The organism is Amycolatopsis sp. cmx-11-51 (genome assembly GCF_047608665.1).
GTDB lineage: Bacteria > Actinomycetota > Actinomycetes > Mycobacteriales > Pseudonocardiaceae > Amycolatopsis.
Window position 1 is genome coordinate 164111 of record NZ_JADNQO010000011.1, and the last position, 15020, is coordinate 179130.

The 15020-nt window shown below is 67.8% G+C and carries 12 protein-coding genes; 7 read left to right on the forward strand and 5 right to left on the reverse strand.

Features of this window, described 5'->3' with window-relative positions; translation table 11 throughout:
* Positions 1 to 174 precede the first annotated feature (174 nt).
* From paaI to ACM6LU_RS29845, 3 genes are read left to right on the forward strand one after another with little or no spacing between them, the layout of a single operon-like run.
* Positions 175 to 567 (forward strand): hydroxyphenylacetyl-CoA thioesterase PaaI, encoded by a 393-nt coding sequence (gene paaI, locus ACM6LU_RS29835; RefSeq protein WP_414941193.1) that lies wholly within the window; start codon positions 175 to 177, stop codon positions 565 to 567.
* Positions 564 to 1847, forward strand: a complete 1284-nt coding sequence (paaK, locus tag ACM6LU_RS29840; RefSeq protein ID WP_414941126.1) for a phenylacetate--CoA ligase PaaK — start codon at positions 564 to 566, stop codon at positions 1845 to 1847. Before paaI ends, paaK begins: the two co-directional genes overlap by 4 nt.
* Positions 1844 to 2437, forward strand: a complete 594-nt coding sequence (locus tag ACM6LU_RS29845; protein ID WP_414941127.1) for a TetR/AcrR family transcriptional regulator — start codon at positions 1844 to 1846, stop codon at positions 2435 to 2437. The genes paaK and ACM6LU_RS29845 overlap by 4 nt, the downstream gene beginning before the upstream one ends.
* 92 nt (positions 2438 to 2529) lie before the next feature.
* On the opposite strand, the gene ACM6LU_RS29850 is transcribed toward ACM6LU_RS29845, so the two are convergent.
* Positions 2530 to 2808, reverse strand: a complete 279-nt coding sequence (locus ACM6LU_RS29850) for a hypothetical protein (protein WP_414941128.1) — start codon at positions 2806 to 2808, stop codon at positions 2530 to 2532.
* Positions 2809 to 2933: 125 nt separating this feature from the next.
* On the opposite strand from ACM6LU_RS29850, the gene ACM6LU_RS29855 reads away from it, so the two are divergent.
* Entirely contained in the window at positions 2934 to 3599 is a 666-nt protein-coding gene (locus tag ACM6LU_RS29855; protein ID WP_414941129.1) for a TetR/AcrR family transcriptional regulator, read from the forward strand.
* Here the strand turns inward: ACM6LU_RS29855 and ACM6LU_RS29860 are convergent.
* Positions 3526 to 4554 carry an AraC family transcriptional regulator ligand-binding domain-containing protein gene (locus ACM6LU_RS29860; protein WP_414941130.1) on the reverse strand — a complete coding sequence of 343 codons (1029 nt, stop codon included), beginning with the start codon at positions 4552 to 4554 and terminating at the stop codon, positions 3526 to 3528. The genes ACM6LU_RS29855 and ACM6LU_RS29860 overlap by 74 nt on opposite strands.
* Before the next feature lie 78 nt (positions 4555 to 4632).
* On the opposite strand from ACM6LU_RS29860, the gene ACM6LU_RS29865 reads away from it, so the two are divergent.
* Both ACM6LU_RS29865 and ACM6LU_RS29870 read left to right on the forward strand, forming a co-directional pair.
* Positions 4633 to 5742, forward strand: coding sequence for a winged helix DNA-binding domain-containing protein (locus tag ACM6LU_RS29865; RefSeq protein ID WP_414941132.1), 1110 nt, complete (start codon positions 4633 to 4635; stop codon positions 5740 to 5742).
* A 122-nt stretch (positions 5743 to 5864) separates the two neighbouring features.
* Positions 5865 to 7334, forward strand: a complete 1470-nt coding sequence (locus tag ACM6LU_RS29870; RefSeq protein ID WP_414941133.1) for a flavin-containing monooxygenase — start codon at positions 5865 to 5867, stop codon at positions 7332 to 7334.
* 162 nt (positions 7335 to 7496) lie between these two features.
* Here ACM6LU_RS29870 and ACM6LU_RS29875 read toward each other — a convergent pair whose 3' ends face one another.
* A complete protein-coding gene (locus ACM6LU_RS29875) occupies positions 7497 to 8999 on the reverse strand; it encodes a chitinase (RefSeq protein ID WP_414941135.1) in 1503 nt (500 codons plus the stop codon).
* A 162-nt stretch (positions 9000 to 9161) separates the two neighbouring features.
* Here ACM6LU_RS29875 and ACM6LU_RS29880 point away from each other — a divergent pair, with 162 nt between their 5' ends.
* Complete coding sequence (locus ACM6LU_RS29880; RefSeq protein ID WP_414941136.1) at positions 9162 to 11555, forward strand: Tex family protein; 2394 nt, start codon at positions 9162 to 9164, stop codon at positions 11553 to 11555.
* A 100-nt stretch (positions 11556 to 11655) separates the two neighbouring features.
* Here ACM6LU_RS29880 and ACM6LU_RS29885 read toward each other — a convergent pair whose 3' ends face one another.
* Entirely contained in the window at positions 11656 to 13386 is a 1731-nt protein-coding gene (locus ACM6LU_RS29885; protein ID WP_414941137.1) for an acyl-CoA dehydrogenase, read from the reverse strand.
* 24 nt (positions 13387 to 13410) lie between these two features.
* Complete coding sequence (locus ACM6LU_RS29890; protein WP_414941138.1) at positions 13411 to 14751, reverse strand: serine hydrolase domain-containing protein; 1341 nt, start codon at positions 14749 to 14751, stop codon at positions 13411 to 13413.
* Positions 14752 to 15020: the final 269 nt, after the last annotated feature.

The following is a 15020-nucleotide window of genomic DNA, read 5'->3' on the forward strand; positions in this document are numbered from 1 at the left end:
CGTCCGTTCAGTAATTCACTCTAGCTCGTGACCCGGCACTTGCAAACCCCCGGACGGCGGTGGACCCTTGACATCTGCGCGACGTCGCACCTTTACTGGCGACACCCTTCAACAACCGTCCATTCGGTCAGTAACTCACGAGGCGGTGCCTTGACTACCAACGCGGCCCACGCGATGTTCACCGGCGACCGGGCGTCGAACGCGCTGGGCATCGAGCTGATCAAGGCCGCCGAAGGGCACGCGGTCGCCTCCATGAAGATCACCGAGACGATGGTGAACGGACACGACATCGCGCACGGTGGCTACGTGTTCCTGCTCGCCGACACGACGTTCGCCTGCGCCTGCAACAGCCACGGCCCGGCGACCGTCGCTTCCGGCGCGGAGATCTCCTTCATCGCCGCCGGACGGCTCGGCGACCACCTCGTCGCCACCGCCACCGAGCGGACCCGCTACGGCCGCAACGGCATCTACGACGTCACCGTGCACCGGGAGACCCCTGAAGGGCCGGAAGTCGTCGCCGAGTTCCGCGGCCGCAGCCGCATCATCGAGAAGGCACCCAACCGATGACTTTCAGCGACGACGCCGAAAACCTGACCATCGACGAACTCCAGGCGCTGCAACTGACGCGCCTTCGGTGGACGCTGCGGCACGCCTACGACAACGTGCCGTTCTACACCAGGAAGTTCGACGAGGCGGGCGTCCGCCCGGACGACTGCAAGGCGCTGAAAGACCTGGCGAAGTTCCCGTTCACCACCAAACAGGACCTGCGCGACAACTACCCGTTCGGCATGTTCGCCGTCCCCGAGTCACAGGTGAGCCGGATTCACGCGTCCAGCGGCACCACCGGCAAACCGACCGTCGTCGGCTACACCGCCGAGGACATCGACACCTGGGCCACGGTGATGGCGCGGTCGATCCGCGCGGCGGGCGGGCGGCCGGGCGACAAGGTCCACGTGGCCTACGGCTACGGGTTGTTCACCGGCGGTCTCGGCGCGCACTACGGCGCCGAAAAACTGGGCTGCACGGTGATCCCCGCGTCCGGCGGGATGACCGCGCGCCAGGTGCAGATCATCACCGACTTCAAACCCGAGATCATCATGGTCACCCCGTCGTACCTGCTCACGCTGCTCGACGAGTTCGAGCGACAGGGCATCGACGCGCGGTCGAGTTCGCTCAAGGTCGGCATCTTCGGCGCGGAGCCGTGGACCGAGCAGATGCGCACGGAGATCGAGGACCGCGTCGGCATCGACGCCGTCGACATCTACGGCCTGTCCGAGGTGATGGGCCCCGGCGTCGCGCAGGAATGCGTCGAGACCAAGGACGGCCTGCACATCTGGGAGGACCACTTCTACCCCGAAGTGATCGACCCGTTCACCGAGAAGCCCATCGACGACACCGGCGAACTGCTGTTCACCTCGCTCACCAAACAGGCGCTGCCGATCATCCGGTACCGCACCCGTGACCTCACCCGGCTGCTGCCGGGCACCGCGCGGCCGTCGTACCGGCGGATGGAGAAGGTGACCGGGCGCAGCGATGACATGATCATCCTGCGTGGCGTCAACGTCTTCCCCACGCAGATCGAGGAAGTCGTGCTGGTGACCCCCGCGCTCGCGCCGCATTTCCAGCTGATCCGGTCCACGAAAGGCCGGATGGACCACCTGACCGTCCGCGTCGAAGCGCGTCCGGACGTATCCGCCGAGCAGCGCGAACAGGCCGCCGCCCGGCTGATCGCCGGGGTCAAGGACGGGGTCGGCGTGAGCGTCGGCGTCGAGGTGGTCGACCCGGACACCCTGGAGCGGTCGCTTGGCAAGATGCGGCGCGTACTCGACGAGCGGGACCGCGGGTGACCAGCCCCGCCCGCCGGGGACGCCCCGGCTACGACCTCGAGTCGCTGCTGCAGGTCGCGGTCAGGCTGTTCAACGAACGCGGCTACGACGGCACCAGCATGGAAGACCTCTCCCGCAAGCTCGGCATCACGAAATCCGCGATCTACCATCACGTGCCGAGCAAGGAGGAGTTGCTGCGGCTCGCCGTCGACCGCGCGCTGAACGGCCTGTTCGCCGTCGCCGCCGAGACGGAGTCCTTCGAGGGCAAGGCGATCGAGAAACTCGAGCATCTGGTGCGGGGCAGTGTTCTCGTGCTGGTCGAGCAACTGCCGTTCGTGACGCTGCTGCTGCGGGTGCGGGGCAACACCAAGATCGAGCGGGCGGCGCTGGCGCGGCGGCGCGAATTCGACCGGCTGGTCACGGAACTGGTGAAACAGGCCGAAACCGAGGGCGACGTGCGGCCCGACATCGATCCCGCGGTCACCGCTCGGCTGCTGTACGGCATGGTGAACTCGCTGATCGAGTGGTACCGGCCGCGCCGGGGTTCGGCGGGGACGGAACTGGCGGACGCGGTGTGCAAGATCGCGTTCGACGGCCTCCGGACGCAGTGACCCTCTCCCGCGGAGCTGAAGGGGACTTTCCCCGCGTGTGACGCGGTGAAGGGCGCTTTCCCCCCATCAGATGCGGGGAAAGTTCCCTTCGGCTACTCCCCCGCGGCCTGGGGCGGGCGCCGCGCCTGCCAGATCAGCGCGTCCCGCAACTGCTGGATGAGCTGTTCGTCGTCCGCCTCCGACGGATCGACGCCGAGCGGGATCCAGCGTTCGCCGACCTCGATACCGTTCTCGAAACTGGTGATCACGATCCCCGCGTAGGAGACGCGTTCGTCCGCGATGTCACCTCGGATGAGGACGTCGCGGTGCTGCAGACGCACACTGACCCACCGTCCCGCACGGCGGACCGGATCGCGCTCAGCACTGGTCATTCGTCCCTGCCCATGCCACACGGTCCCCCCGCCCCGAACGTCGCCGCCGGACCCCGGAGGGTTACCTACCGGTTGTTCCGAATGAGTAACGGCAAGCGCTCACGTGAAACGGTTACGCTCGGCCCATGAGCACCGACCCGGAGATCCGGCGGCGCCGCCTCGAACCGGCCGCCCGGCGTGCCGAGATCCTGGCGGCGGCGCGGCGGCTGTTCGGCGCGGGCACGTACGCCTCCGTGTCGACGTCGGACATCGCGAAGGCCGCCGGGGTGGCGAGGCCGCTGATCAACCACTACTTCGGCGGCAAACGGGAGCTGTACCTGGAAGTCGTCCGGCAGATGATGATCGTGCCGGCGCCGGTGATCGAGAACCTGCCAGACACGACCGCCGAGGAGCGGCTCGCGATCAGCGTGCGGCACTGGATCGAGGTCGTCGAACGCAACGAGCAGGCGTGGCTGACCGCGATCGGCCAGGAGGCCGTCGGCCGCGACCCGGACGTCGAGCGGATCATGCTGGAGGGCGACGAGATCGCCGCCGACCGCGTGCTCGCGGCCGCGCTGATGAGTGACATCACCGAGGGCCGCGAAGAACTCCGCGCGATGATCCGTTCCTACGGCGGGATGCTGCGCGCCGCGTCACGCGAGTGGCTGATCCGCGGCACCCTCGGCCGGGAGGAACTGCGGATCTTCCTGACCGATTCGATCGGGCACCTGCTTCGGGTCACCTACCCGGCCGTGCTCGCAACGCGTTCCGCCGGGCATAGGCCGCCGGAGTCATCCCCTTCCAGCGTTTGAAGGCGTAGATGAAACTCGACGCCTCGGCGTAGCCCAGCCGCAGCGCGACGTCCTCGACGCTGAGCGCGCCGGTGTCGAGCATCTCCTCCGCCAGCGCCTGGCGGACCTCGTCCAGCAGCGCGCGGTAGCCTGTCCCGGCCTCGAACAGCCTTCGCCGCAGCGTGCGAGGGCTGAGCGCGAGCCGTCGCGCGACCTCGTCCATCCCGGCGTCCACCCCGCCGAGCCGCACCAGCCGTTCCCTGACCTGCTGGGCGATCCCGGACCGCTCCCGTTTCCGGGACACCAGCAGATCGCATTGCGCGGCACAGACCGCGACCGTCTGGTCGTTGGCCTGCGGCAGCGGTCTGTCGAGGAAGAGCGGGTCGAGCGCGGCGACGTGCGACAGCGCCGAGAACGACGGCGCCAGCCCGAAGGTCCGCACGTATTCGTCCACTGTGGATGGTCGCTCGTGCCGGAACGCCAAGGAGCGCAGGGAGATGTCCGGCAGGATGTCGCGCATGACGGTGTGGATGGCGCCGAGGTCGCGCAGTACCAGGAAGCGGGCGACGTCGCCGGGCACGCGACTGTCGTCCATGGTCAGCGCGAGCCGCCCGGCCTCGACGGTCACGTGCGGGATGCAGAAAGTGAAGCTCAGGTCCAGGTAGCGCAGGGCGAACCGCATCGCGTCGCCCAGCGTCGGGCTGCTGATGCACGCGAAGCCGAAGATGCCGAACGCGCTGACGCGGTACCGTCTGCTCAGCCGCAGCGCGACGTCGTCCCCGCCGCCGAGGCCCCGGATCAGGTCGCGGACCACCGCGAGTTCCTGGCGCGCGTCGACTTGACCGTCCACCGGAGCGCGCTCGTAGGCCTTCAGCCCCTCGACGCCGTTCTCGGCCGCGAAGCGGGCCATGAGCACGATGCTCGCCGTGCCGCGCGGGTAGTCCCAGTCCCGGATCACCGGCGGCGGTAGTTCCATGGCCGGGATTATGAATCCCGGCAGCAGCTCTCGCATTGAGGACCGGAACTGTCCTCGATCCCGTTTAAGGTGAGCGGCATGTCCGACACGTTGAGCAGGCGCGCCCTGAACCGCGCCATGCTGGACCGGCAACTGCTGCTCCGGCGTTCGAAAATGACCGCGCTCGAAGCGGTCGAGCATCTCGCCGGCTTGCAGGCGCAGGCGCCGAACCCGCCGTACTTCGCGCTGTGGACGCGGTTGCACGGGTTCCGCCAGGAAGATCTGGCGAACCTGCTGCTCGACAGGAGTGTCGTGCGGATCGCGCTCATGCGCGGCACGGTCCACCTGGTCACGCCGTCGGACGCGCTGGCGTGGCGGCCGGTCGTGCAGCCCCTCTACGACCGCTCGATGGACAACACCCAGTTCACCCCGGAGATCAAGGGTCTCGATCACCAGGAGATCGCCCGCACCGCGCGCAAACTGCTCGGCGAGCGCCCGTTGTCGTCCGCGGAACTCGGCGCGGAACTCGCGGGCCGCTGGGAAAGCGCGGGACCGTCGGCGCTGGTGCACGTCGCGCGGGCGCTGCTGCCGCTGGTGCAGATCCCGCCGCGCGGGATCTGGGGGAAGTCCGGGCAGCCGACGTACCAGACCACCCGGGACTGGCTCGGCGCCGAACCGGACGCGACGCCATCGCCGGAAGCGATGTTCCAACGCTACCTGGCCGCGTTCGGGCCCGCGAGCGTCCAGGACGCGCAGGCGTGGGCCGGGATCACGAAACTCGGCGAGGTCGCCGAGCGGCTGCGGCCGGAACTGCGGACGTTCCGCGACGAGAACGGACGCGAACTGTTCGACTTGCCTGACGCTCCGCGCCCGGATCCCGAGACTCCCGCGCCGGTGCGGTTACTGGGGCCGTTCGACCAGACCGTCCTGTCCTACGCTGACCGCACCCGGGTGATCAGCGACGAGCACCGCAAGGTCGTCATCACGCAGAACGGCCTGGTCAAGGGCACCATCCTGGTCGACGGATTCGTGAAGGGCAGCTGGGAGATCAAGGTGGCGAAAAAGGCCGCTTCGGTCGCGATCACGCCGTTCGAACGCATCCCCAAGCGCGACCTGGACACACTCGAAAGCTCCGCTCACTCCCTCCTGACCTGGGCGCATCCGAAGGCCGAGACCCACACGGTGCAATTAGTCCTCCAGTTGCGCTAGTTCGTACTACCAACTACCGCAACTAGAGGACTAATCGCGACAGGGGGCGTGGCCGGAAATCTCGATTCAGTGGCCGGTCGGGCACTTCCGGGCGGGCTGACCCCTGCGTAACTTCGATCGTCATGGGCACTGGGGCATCGAAGACAAGCGTGCTGATCGTCGGCGCGGGGTTCGGCGGGGTCGGGACGGCGATCGAACTCAAACGCGCCGGGATCGACGACTTCGTCATCCTGGAGAGCGCCGCCGAACCGGGCGGCGTCTGGCGGGAGAACACCTATCCCGGCGCGGGCTGCGACATCCCGTCGCCGCTGTACTCGTTCTCCTACGAGCCCAATCCCGACTGGCCGAGGCGGTTCTCGCTGCAACCCGACATCCACGAGTACCTCGAACGCGTGGTGCGTCGCTACGGACTCGAACCGCACATCCGCTTCGGCACCAGGGCCACCGGCGCGGCATTCGACGACAAACGCGGGCTCTGGCGTGTGGAGACCGCGGGCGGCGAGACCTTCGAGGCAAAGGTCTTCGTCCCCGCCGTCGGACAGCTTTCGCGGCCGGTCCAGCCGGACATCCCCGGCCAGGACACCTTCGAGGGCGCCAGTTTCCACTCCGCGCGCTGGGAGCACGACGTCGACCTGCGCGGTAAGAAGGTCACGGTGATCGGCACCGGCGCGAGCGCGATCCAGTTCGTGCCCGAACTCCAGCGCCAGGCCGGTGAACTGACGGTGTTCCAGCGCACCGCGCCCTACATCATGGCCAAACGGGACACCCGCTACCGGCGCTGGCAGCAGCGGCTGTTCCGGCACCTTCCGGCCACGCAGCTGCTCGGCAGGCTCCGGATCTTCCTCCTCGCCGAGTACGCGACCTACGCGATGATTAAGCATCCTTTGCTGGCCAAGGTCTTCGAACTGCGGACGGCCCAGTTGCGCCGCCGCCACATCAAGGACCGGGCGCTACGCGAGAAGCTCACCCCGGACTATCCCCTTGGCTGCAAGCGGATCCTGTTCACCAACGAGTACCTGCCCGCACTCGCGCAGCACAACGTCGCGGTGGAGACGCGCCGCATCAGCGCGATCACGCCGTCCGGGCTGCTCACCGAGGACGGCGTCGAGCACGAGGCCGACGTCATCGTCTACGGAACCGGTTTCGCGGCAACGGATTTCCTGGGCGAACTCAAGGTGCGAGGTCTCGGCGGCCGGTCGCTGTCCGATGCGTGGAAGGGCGGCGCGCGGGCGTACCTCGGCATGACCGTACCGGGTTTCCCGAACCTGTTCTGCGTCTACGGTCCCAACACGAACCTCGGCGCGGGCTCCATCATCTACATGATCGAACGGCAGGCACGCTACATCCGGCAGGCCGTCGAACACCTCAACCGGCCCGAGGTGTCCTATATGGACGTCGCGCCCGAGGTGGAAGACCGCTACGACAAGGAAATTCAGCGACGGCTCGGCCACAGCGTCTGGACGACCTGCGCCAGCTGGTACCGCCAGGAGAACGGCAGGGTGAGCACGAACTGGCCGGGCCTGGTGACCGAGTACGACCGCCGGACGAAGACGCTCGACCTCGGCGACTACCGGACGGCGGGACCGCGATGAACCACGACGTACTGTGATCGGCTCCGGGTTCGGCGGCGTTTAGTCCTCTAGTTGCGGTACTTGCGTGCGCAAGTACCGCAACTAGAGGACTAAACGCGGGCATGGAAGAGGCGGGTGCCGTCGCCCGCGCGACGCCGGCACCCGCCCCGGTCTAGCGGATCATCACGGGAGGCCTGCCAGGCCCGCGCTCACCGTGTTCGACCAGGCGTAGCCCTGCGAGGCGTCCCAGTTGATCGACCAGGTCATCGCGCCCCGGATCGTCGGGTAGGTCGTCGAAGGCTTGAACGAACCGCAGTTCGTGCCCTTCGCCAGGCAGTTCAGCGCGTTGACCGTGTTGCCGGGCGCCTGGTAGCCACCACCCGCGGCGGAACCCGAGGCGGGCAGGCCGAGACCGACCTGGTCGGCACGCAGGCCGCTCTGCAGCTGGATGCAGGCCAGCGCGGTGAGGAAGTCGACCGTGCCCTGCGAGTAGACCTTCTGGTCGCAGCCGAGCATCGCGCCGCTGTTGTAGTACTGCATGTTCACGATCGTCAGGATGTCCTTGACGTTCAGCGCCAGCTTGAAGTACTCGGCCGCCGGGTTCTGCATGTCGATCGTCTGCGGCGCCATGGTGATGACCGTGCCGCCCGCGGCGTGGATCGCCCGCAGCGACTGCGCCATGTAGGTCGCGTTGACGCCGTTCTCGAGGTCGATGTCGACGCCGTCGAAACCGTAGGTCGCGATGAGCGACTTCATGCTGTTGGAGAAGTTGGTCGCCGCGGCCGAGGAGTCGACGCGGATCGTGCCCTTCTCACCACCGACCGACAGGATGACCTTCTGCCCGCGCGCCTGCGCCGTCTTGATGTCGGCCTTGAACTGCGCGTCGGTGTAGCCACCGAGCTGGCTCGACAGACCCGAGTCGAGGGTGAAGGTGACCGCGCCCGGCGTGGCCGTCGCGTCGGCGAAGGACACGGCGATGATGTTGTATTTCGTCGGGACGTCAGCGAGTTTGAGCGCCTTCGCGCCGTTGTAGAAGTTCTGCCAGTACCCGGTGATCACGTGCTTCGGCAGGTTGCCGGGGTTCGGGTTGGTCGTCGTGGTCGTCGGTGTCGTCGGGGTGGTGGTCGTGGTCGGCGAGTTGCTCGTGGTGGTCGTCGTCGGTGTCGTCGGGGTTGTGGTCGGCGAGCCGCCGGGTCCGTCGAGGTTGACGTCGTCCGCGAAGTAGGCGGGCTGGCCGTACCAGCCGTGCAGGTAGATGTCGACGCTGGTGGTGGCCGCCCCGGTGGTGAAGCTCAGCGAGAGCTGGCTCCAGCTGGCGCCGCCGGGGGTCCAGGTGTTCTTGTCACCCGTCCCGGTGCCCGTGACGCCCAGATAGGTGTAGCTGCCCTGCACCCACGCCGAAAGCGTGTACGCGGTGTTGGCCTTCACCGGCACGCTCTGCGTGCAGCGGGCGTTGTTCTGGCCCGCCGGGGTCGCGCTGAGCGCGCGGGTGCCCGAGTGGACCGGCGTGGTGACCACCGAGGACGCGCCGGAACAGGTCCAGCCACTCGTGGTCCCGAGTTCGAAGCCCGGGTTGGTCAGGATGTTGGCGGCCGAGGCACTGCCCGAGACCGCGAAAGTCACCCCCAGGCACACGGCCAGTGACGACAGCAGGGCTAGGAACGCGTGTTTCGGCTTGACTTTCACAGCTGGCCTCCACGAACGGGTGATGTCGGCCACATCAAAATGGACTAGACCAATACAACTGTCAAGGGTTCGGTTAGAGGAGGCCATACGAAAGTCGGCTCGGCGGAAGCGGCAGAATGCAGGGTCCGAGAGCACCCGAAAGCGGATTTCAGGAGCGTGGGAGTGAGCGTGCAGGGCCTGCAGACAGTCGAGCAGAAGATCGCCGAAGAACTCGGCGTGCGCGAGGGGCAGGTCAAGGCGGCCGTCGACCTGCTGGACGGCGGATCGACCGTGCCGTTCATCGCCCGGTACCGCAAAGAGGTCACCGGGATGCTGGACGACGCCCAGCTGCGCACGCTCGAAGAACGCCTCCGCTACCTGCGGGAACTCAACGAGCGCCGGGTCGCGGTGCTGGAGTCGATTCGTAGCCAGGGCAAGCTGGACGAGGCGCTCGAAGCGTCGATCGTGGCGGCGGACACCAAGTCCCGTCTCGAGGACATTTACCTGCCGTACAAGCCCAAGCGGCGGACGAAGGCGATGATCGCCCGTGAGGCCGGTCTGGAGCCGCTCGCCGACGGGCTGCTGAGCGACCCGAACACCGACCCGCAGGCCGCCGCCGCGGTGTTCGTCGACGCCGACAAGGGTGTCGCGGACGCGCAGGCCGCGCTGGACGGCGCCCGTTCGATCCTGGTGGAACGCTTCGCCGAAGACGCCGACCTGATCGGCGAGCTGCGCGAGAAGATGTGGTCACAGGGCCGCCTGGCCGCCAAGGTCCGCGACGGCAAGGCCGACGAAGGCGCGAAGTTCTCCGACTACTTCGAGTTCTCCGAGCCCTACACCAAGCTCCCCTCCCACCGGATTCTCGCGATGTTCCGCGGCGAGAAGGAAGAGATCCTCGACCTCTCCATGGAGTCGGAGGAGCCGTCCGAAGAGCCGAGGACCGGGCCGACCGACTACGAGACCCGCATCGCGCACAAGTTCGGCATCGCGAACAAGGGCCGCCCCGGCGACAAGTGGCTCGGCGACACCGTCCGCTGGGCGTGGCGCACCAAGATCCTGCTGCACCTGGGCATCGACCTGCGGATGCGGCTGCGTCAGTCGGCCGAGGACGACGCCGTCCGCGTGTTCGCCGCGAACCTGCGCGACCTGCTGCTCGCCGCCCCGGCGGGTACCCGCGCCACGATGGGCCTCGACCCCGGTTTCCGCACCGGTGTGAAGGTCGCCGTCGTCGACGACACCGGCAAGGTCGTCGGCACCCACGTGATCTACCCGCACCAGCCCGCCAACAAGTGGGACCAGTCGATCGCCGAACTCGCCGCGCTGTGCGCCCGGCACAAGGTCGACCTGATCTCGATCGGCAACGGCACCGCGTCACGGGAAACCGACAAGCTCGCCGGTGAGCTGATCAAGAAGCACCCGGAGCTGAAGCTGACCAAGGCCGTCGTCTCCGAGGCAGGCGCGTCGGTGTACTCGGCGTCGGCGTTCGCGTCGCAGGAACTGCCGGGCATGGACGTCTCGCTGCGCGGCGCGGTCTCCATCGCGCGGCGGCTGCAGGACCCGCTGGCCGAACTGGTGAAGATCGACCCGAAGTCGATCGGTGTCGGGCAGTACCAGCACGACCTGTCCGAGATCTCGCTGTCGCGGTCACTCGACGCGGTGGTCGAAGACTGCGTGAACGCGGTCGGCGTGGACGTCAACACCGCGTCGGCGCCGCTGCTGACCCGTGTCTCGGGTATCACGACGAGCCTGGCCGAGAACATCGTGGCGCACCGTGACGAGAACGGCCCGTTCAAGACGCGGACCGGGCTCAAGGAGGTCGCGCGGCTGGGTCCCAAGGCCTTCGAGCAGTGCGCGGGCTTCCTCCGGATCCCGGACGGCGACGACCCGCTCGACTCGTCCTCGGTGCACCCGGAGGCCTATCCGGTGGTGCGGCGGATCCTGTCCTCGACCGGGACCGACCTCCGCGCGCTGATCGGCAACTCGCGGACACTGCAGGCGCTGAAGCCGTCTGAGTTCGTCGACGACACCTTCGGCCTGCCGACGGTGACCGACATCCTCGCCGAACTCGACAAACCGGGCCGCGACCCGCGTCCGGCGTTCAAGACCGCGACCTTCGCCGAGGGCGTCGAGAAGATCGGCGACCTCAAGCCGGGCATGCGGCTGGAAGGCGTCGTGACGAACGTGGCCGCGTTCGGCGCGTTCATCGACGTCGGCGTGCACCAGGACGGCCTCGCGCACGTCTCGGCGCTGTCGAAGAACTTCGTCAAGGACCCGCGTGAGGTCGTGAAGCCCGGCGACATCGTCAAGGTGAAGGTGCTGGAAGTCGACGTGCCGCGCAAGCGGATCTCGCTGACGCTGCGCCTGGACGACGAGCCCGGCCGTCCCGCTCGCGAGCAGGGCGGCGGTGGTGGTGGCGGCGGTGGTCGTGACCGCGGTCAGGGCGGCGGTGGCCAGCGTCAAGGTGGCGGTCAGCGTGGCGGCCAGGGCGGCGGTAATCGAGGCGGTCGAGACAAGGGCGGGAACTCGGGGGGCGGCTCGCTGGCGGACGCGCTCCGGAAGGCCGGCTACGGCAAGTAGGAGCCGGGCACGTTAGAAGCGGCTGAAGGACGCTTTCCCCGCATCTCATGTGAGGAAAGCGTCCTTCGTCGCGTCAGATGCGGGGAAAGTCCCCTTCAGCTCAGGGGTTCATCGCGTAGGCGCCGGAAAGGTCCCGCACCAGCGACCACACGTGGTCGAAACGGGCCGCGTCGACGACCGGCTTCCGCACCGAGGCCAGCGCGAGCGCCTGCTGCGCCTCGGTCGAGGACGACTTCCCGTGCAGATCGATCGCGGCGACACTGAAGTCCTGCACCAGGACGCCGAAAATCTGGTCGACGACCTCGGTCTCGATGCCGGTGATCTCCGCCTGCTCCAGCACCAGCTGCCCGTAGACGACCAGCGTGAACAGCTCGGTCAGCGCGAGCCCGAAGTCGAGGTCCTGCTGCTGGGCCTCGTCCGGCGTGGCGTCGGTGAACAACTTCACCAACGCCTCGGCCTGCTCGGTGAACCGCGCGACGTTCGGGATCGCGGACGCCTTGGCGTAGGCCTCGCGCCAGTCGTGGAACCGCACCTTGGACAGCCCGCGCGCGGGGCCCTGGCGGAACAGGAACTCGTCGTCGGCGGCGTCGGACCGCGTCGGCACCGGCTCGTAGGCCTGCGGCGCGAACAGGTACGCGGGCACGAACTTCGCGATCAGTGCGAGGTTCACCGCCACCGTGCCTTCCAGCTTCGGCAGGCCGTCGATGTCGTTCTTGGCCATCGCGAGGTAGGTGTCGGTCTCGAAACCCTTGGCCGCCACGACATCCGCGACCAGGCCGATGACCTTCTGCGCCTCGGTGGTCACCTTCATCTTGGTGATCGGGTTGAACAGCAGGTACCGGCGGTCGTCCGGGTTCGCGCTGCGGAAGTAGTCGACAGCGCGGTCGGAGAACAGCTTCATCGCGACGAGCCGCGTGTACGCCTCGACGAATTCCCGGCGCACGTGCGGGAAATCGGTGACCTTCTTGCCGTAGAGCTCACGGTTGTGCGCGTGCGTGATCGCCTCGTACAGCGAGTGCGTCGACATCCCGATGCCGCCGAAGCACAGGTTGAACTTGCCGATGTTGACCGTGTTCAGTGCCGCGGAGAACGCCTCGGCGCCGACGTGCAGAATGTCCTCTTCGGACACCGGGTAGTCGTTGAGCTCGAACTCGGCGACGTACATCTGTGACGGCACCACGTTCTTCACCACGCGGTAGTTCGGGTGCGCCGAATCCGCGTAGAAGAACACGTACTGGTCCGGACCCTCGACACCGTCGACGCGGCCGAACACCGACACGGTCCGCGCGCAGTTGCCGTTGCCGATGTAGTACTTCGAACCGTTGGCGCGGTAGCCGCCCTCACCGTCCGGGGTCAGCACGAGGTCCGACGAGTAGATGTCGGCGCCGTGCTCCTTTTCGGACAGTCCGAACGCGGCGACACCCCCGGCCGCGAGCGAGTCCGCCGCACGTTTGCGGGCGGCCTCGTTCGCGCTCTGCCACACCGGGCCGAGGCCGAGGATGGTGACCTGCCACGGGTACCAGTAGTTCAAGCCGTAGAAACCGAGGATTTCCGACAGCGCCGCGACGCGCGCGGTGTCCCAGCGCTTGTCCGGGTCGCCGTCGGCGTTGGCACCGGGAGTGAGGAACGTCGAGAACAGGCCTTCCTTGCCCGCGAACTCGATGAAGTCCGCGTAGAAGGTCCGCTCGTGATAGTCCGCGGTGAGCTTGCGCTTGCCACGCTGTTCGAACCACTCGATGGTGGCACGCAGCAGGCGACGCGTCTCCGGGTCGAACTGCCGTGGGTCGTACCCACCCGGATTCAGCAACAACGCGGTCGCCTTTTCGCTCATCGTCACTCCTGGTCGCCGAAGTTACTACCCGGTAACCGTAGCGCGCCGCCTCGCCGTCCGGCCACTGAACTCGACCGAAGTCACCTCCCCGTGGTCGTTCCGCAGGAAGCGCGCGGCGGGACGACGGGTGTCGGCGGCCTTGGCCAGCACGTCTTCACCGACGAAGACGACCTCGTAGGCGGGCGGCGATGGAATGTCCTCGATGTTCACGATCAACTGCCCCCACAGGTCGCCGTCCCGGTCCGTGACCTCGAACCCCAGGTCACCGGTCTCATAGCGGCCGAGGTACTCGGCGAAATCCGGCCGAGGCACCGCCGGCGCGCTCGCGATCGGGGGCAGCCCGACCAAATTCTCCAGACACCAGTCGACGATCCGGGGGCCGAGCACGCCGCCACCCGCGCTGTTGGTCAGCACGGTGACCGCGAAGTCCTCCTCAGGCAGCGTGACGAACTCCGAAATCTGCAGGTTGCCGACGTTGCCACCGTGCCGGACCAGCCGCGCGTCGCCGTGGCTCGTACGCAGCCAGCTCAGCCCGACCTCGTCGAACGGCACGGCCGCGCTCCGCTGCGGCGCGCGCAGGAGATCCCGGGTCTCGGCGCTGAGCGGCGCCTCGCCCTTCGACTCACCGGACAGGAAGAACCGCGCCCAATTCAGCTGGTCCGCGGCGGTGGACCACAACCCGCCGCTGGCGCTGTCCGCGCGGGTCAGGCCCACGGTGTGCTCGACGGAGGGCCCCTTTTCACCCAGCGCGTGGCCGACGGCGTGACGGCGGGTGAGCACCTCCCACGGGAAGTAGAACGAGTCGGTCATGCCGAGCGGTTCGAGCAGCCGAGTGCGGACCAGGTCTTCGAAGGTGGCACCGGACTCCGCCTCCGCGACCCGCCCGGCCAGCTGGAATCCGGCGTTGCAATAGGAGAACGCCTCGCCGGGCGGAAACACCTGCGGCAGGTCGCCGAACCGATCGATCGCCAGGGCGAGGGCGTTGTCACCCCATCCAGTGGTGAAGTCCACGTCGCCGAAAAAGCCGGCGGAGTGCGTGAGCAGATGCCGCAGGGTCACCGTCTTTCGTGCCTCCGGATCCGCCAGCCGGAGTCCGGGGAGATAGTGGATGACTGGCTTGTCCAGGTCCAGCACCCCGTCTTCGACCAGTGCCAGCACCACGGCGGCGGCGAAGGTCTTGCTGGTGGAGCCGATCATGAACAGCGTGCCGGTGTCGACGGGCAATTCGGTGTCCGCACTGGACACCCCGGTGGCGAAGACCGATTCTTCGCCGTGGTGCGACACCCCCACCACGGCTCCGGGGACACTCGCCTCACGCGCCCACTCGTCGAGACGACCTTGGAGTTCCTGAACGCTCTTCGACACTCGCGTCACCTTTCACGCCGGGGCTGGTCCGACCAGCGTTTCACCGGGTCCGGGCGCCGGACTCGTGGAAACGGACGAACATCGCCCGTCCAGTTCGTGGGGTGGCGCGAACCGGGGTGCGGGCGATATCACGTAGCCCGGGAGATCACGACCAAGTACACTTGCGCTGCGGTCCGCTCAGTTCTGCCTCGGGCCGCGTTTCGTTGTCGAATGACCACGCGCCGCGGCCCCCCGAGGTCTGCGCCGGGCAGGACAACCGTTCCTATCCT

What these genes read in the sequence shown, in the direction of transcription:
- paaI (WP_414941193.1), top strand. Translation starts at nt 175, where the DNA reads ATGTTCACCGGCGACCGGGCGTCGAACGCGCTGGGCATCGAGCTGATC.
- paaK (WP_414941126.1), top strand. Translation starts at nt 564, where the DNA reads ATGACTTTCAGCGACGACGCCGAAAACCTGACCATCGACGAACTCCAG.
- ACM6LU_RS29850 (WP_414941128.1), bottom strand. Translation starts at nt 2,808, where the DNA reads ATGACCAGTGCTGAGCGCGATCCGGTCCGCCGTGCGGGACGGTGGGTC.
- ACM6LU_RS29855 (WP_414941129.1), top strand. Translation starts at nt 2,934, where the DNA reads ATGAGCACCGACCCGGAGATCCGGCGGCGCCGCCTCGAACCGGCCGCC.
- ACM6LU_RS29860 (WP_414941130.1), bottom strand. Translation starts at nt 4,554, where the DNA reads ATGGAACTACCGCCGCCGGTGATCCGGGACTGGGACTACCCGCGCGGC.
- ACM6LU_RS29865 (WP_414941132.1), top strand. Translation starts at nt 4,633, where the DNA reads ATGTCCGACACGTTGAGCAGGCGCGCCCTGAACCGCGCCATGCTGGAC.
- ACM6LU_RS29870 (WP_414941133.1), top strand. Translation starts at nt 5,865, where the DNA reads ATGGGCACTGGGGCATCGAAGACAAGCGTGCTGATCGTCGGCGCGGGG.
- ACM6LU_RS29885 (WP_414941137.1), bottom strand. Translation starts at nt 13,386, where the DNA reads ATGAGCGAAAAGGCGACCGCGTTGTTGCTGAATCCGGGTGGGTACGAC.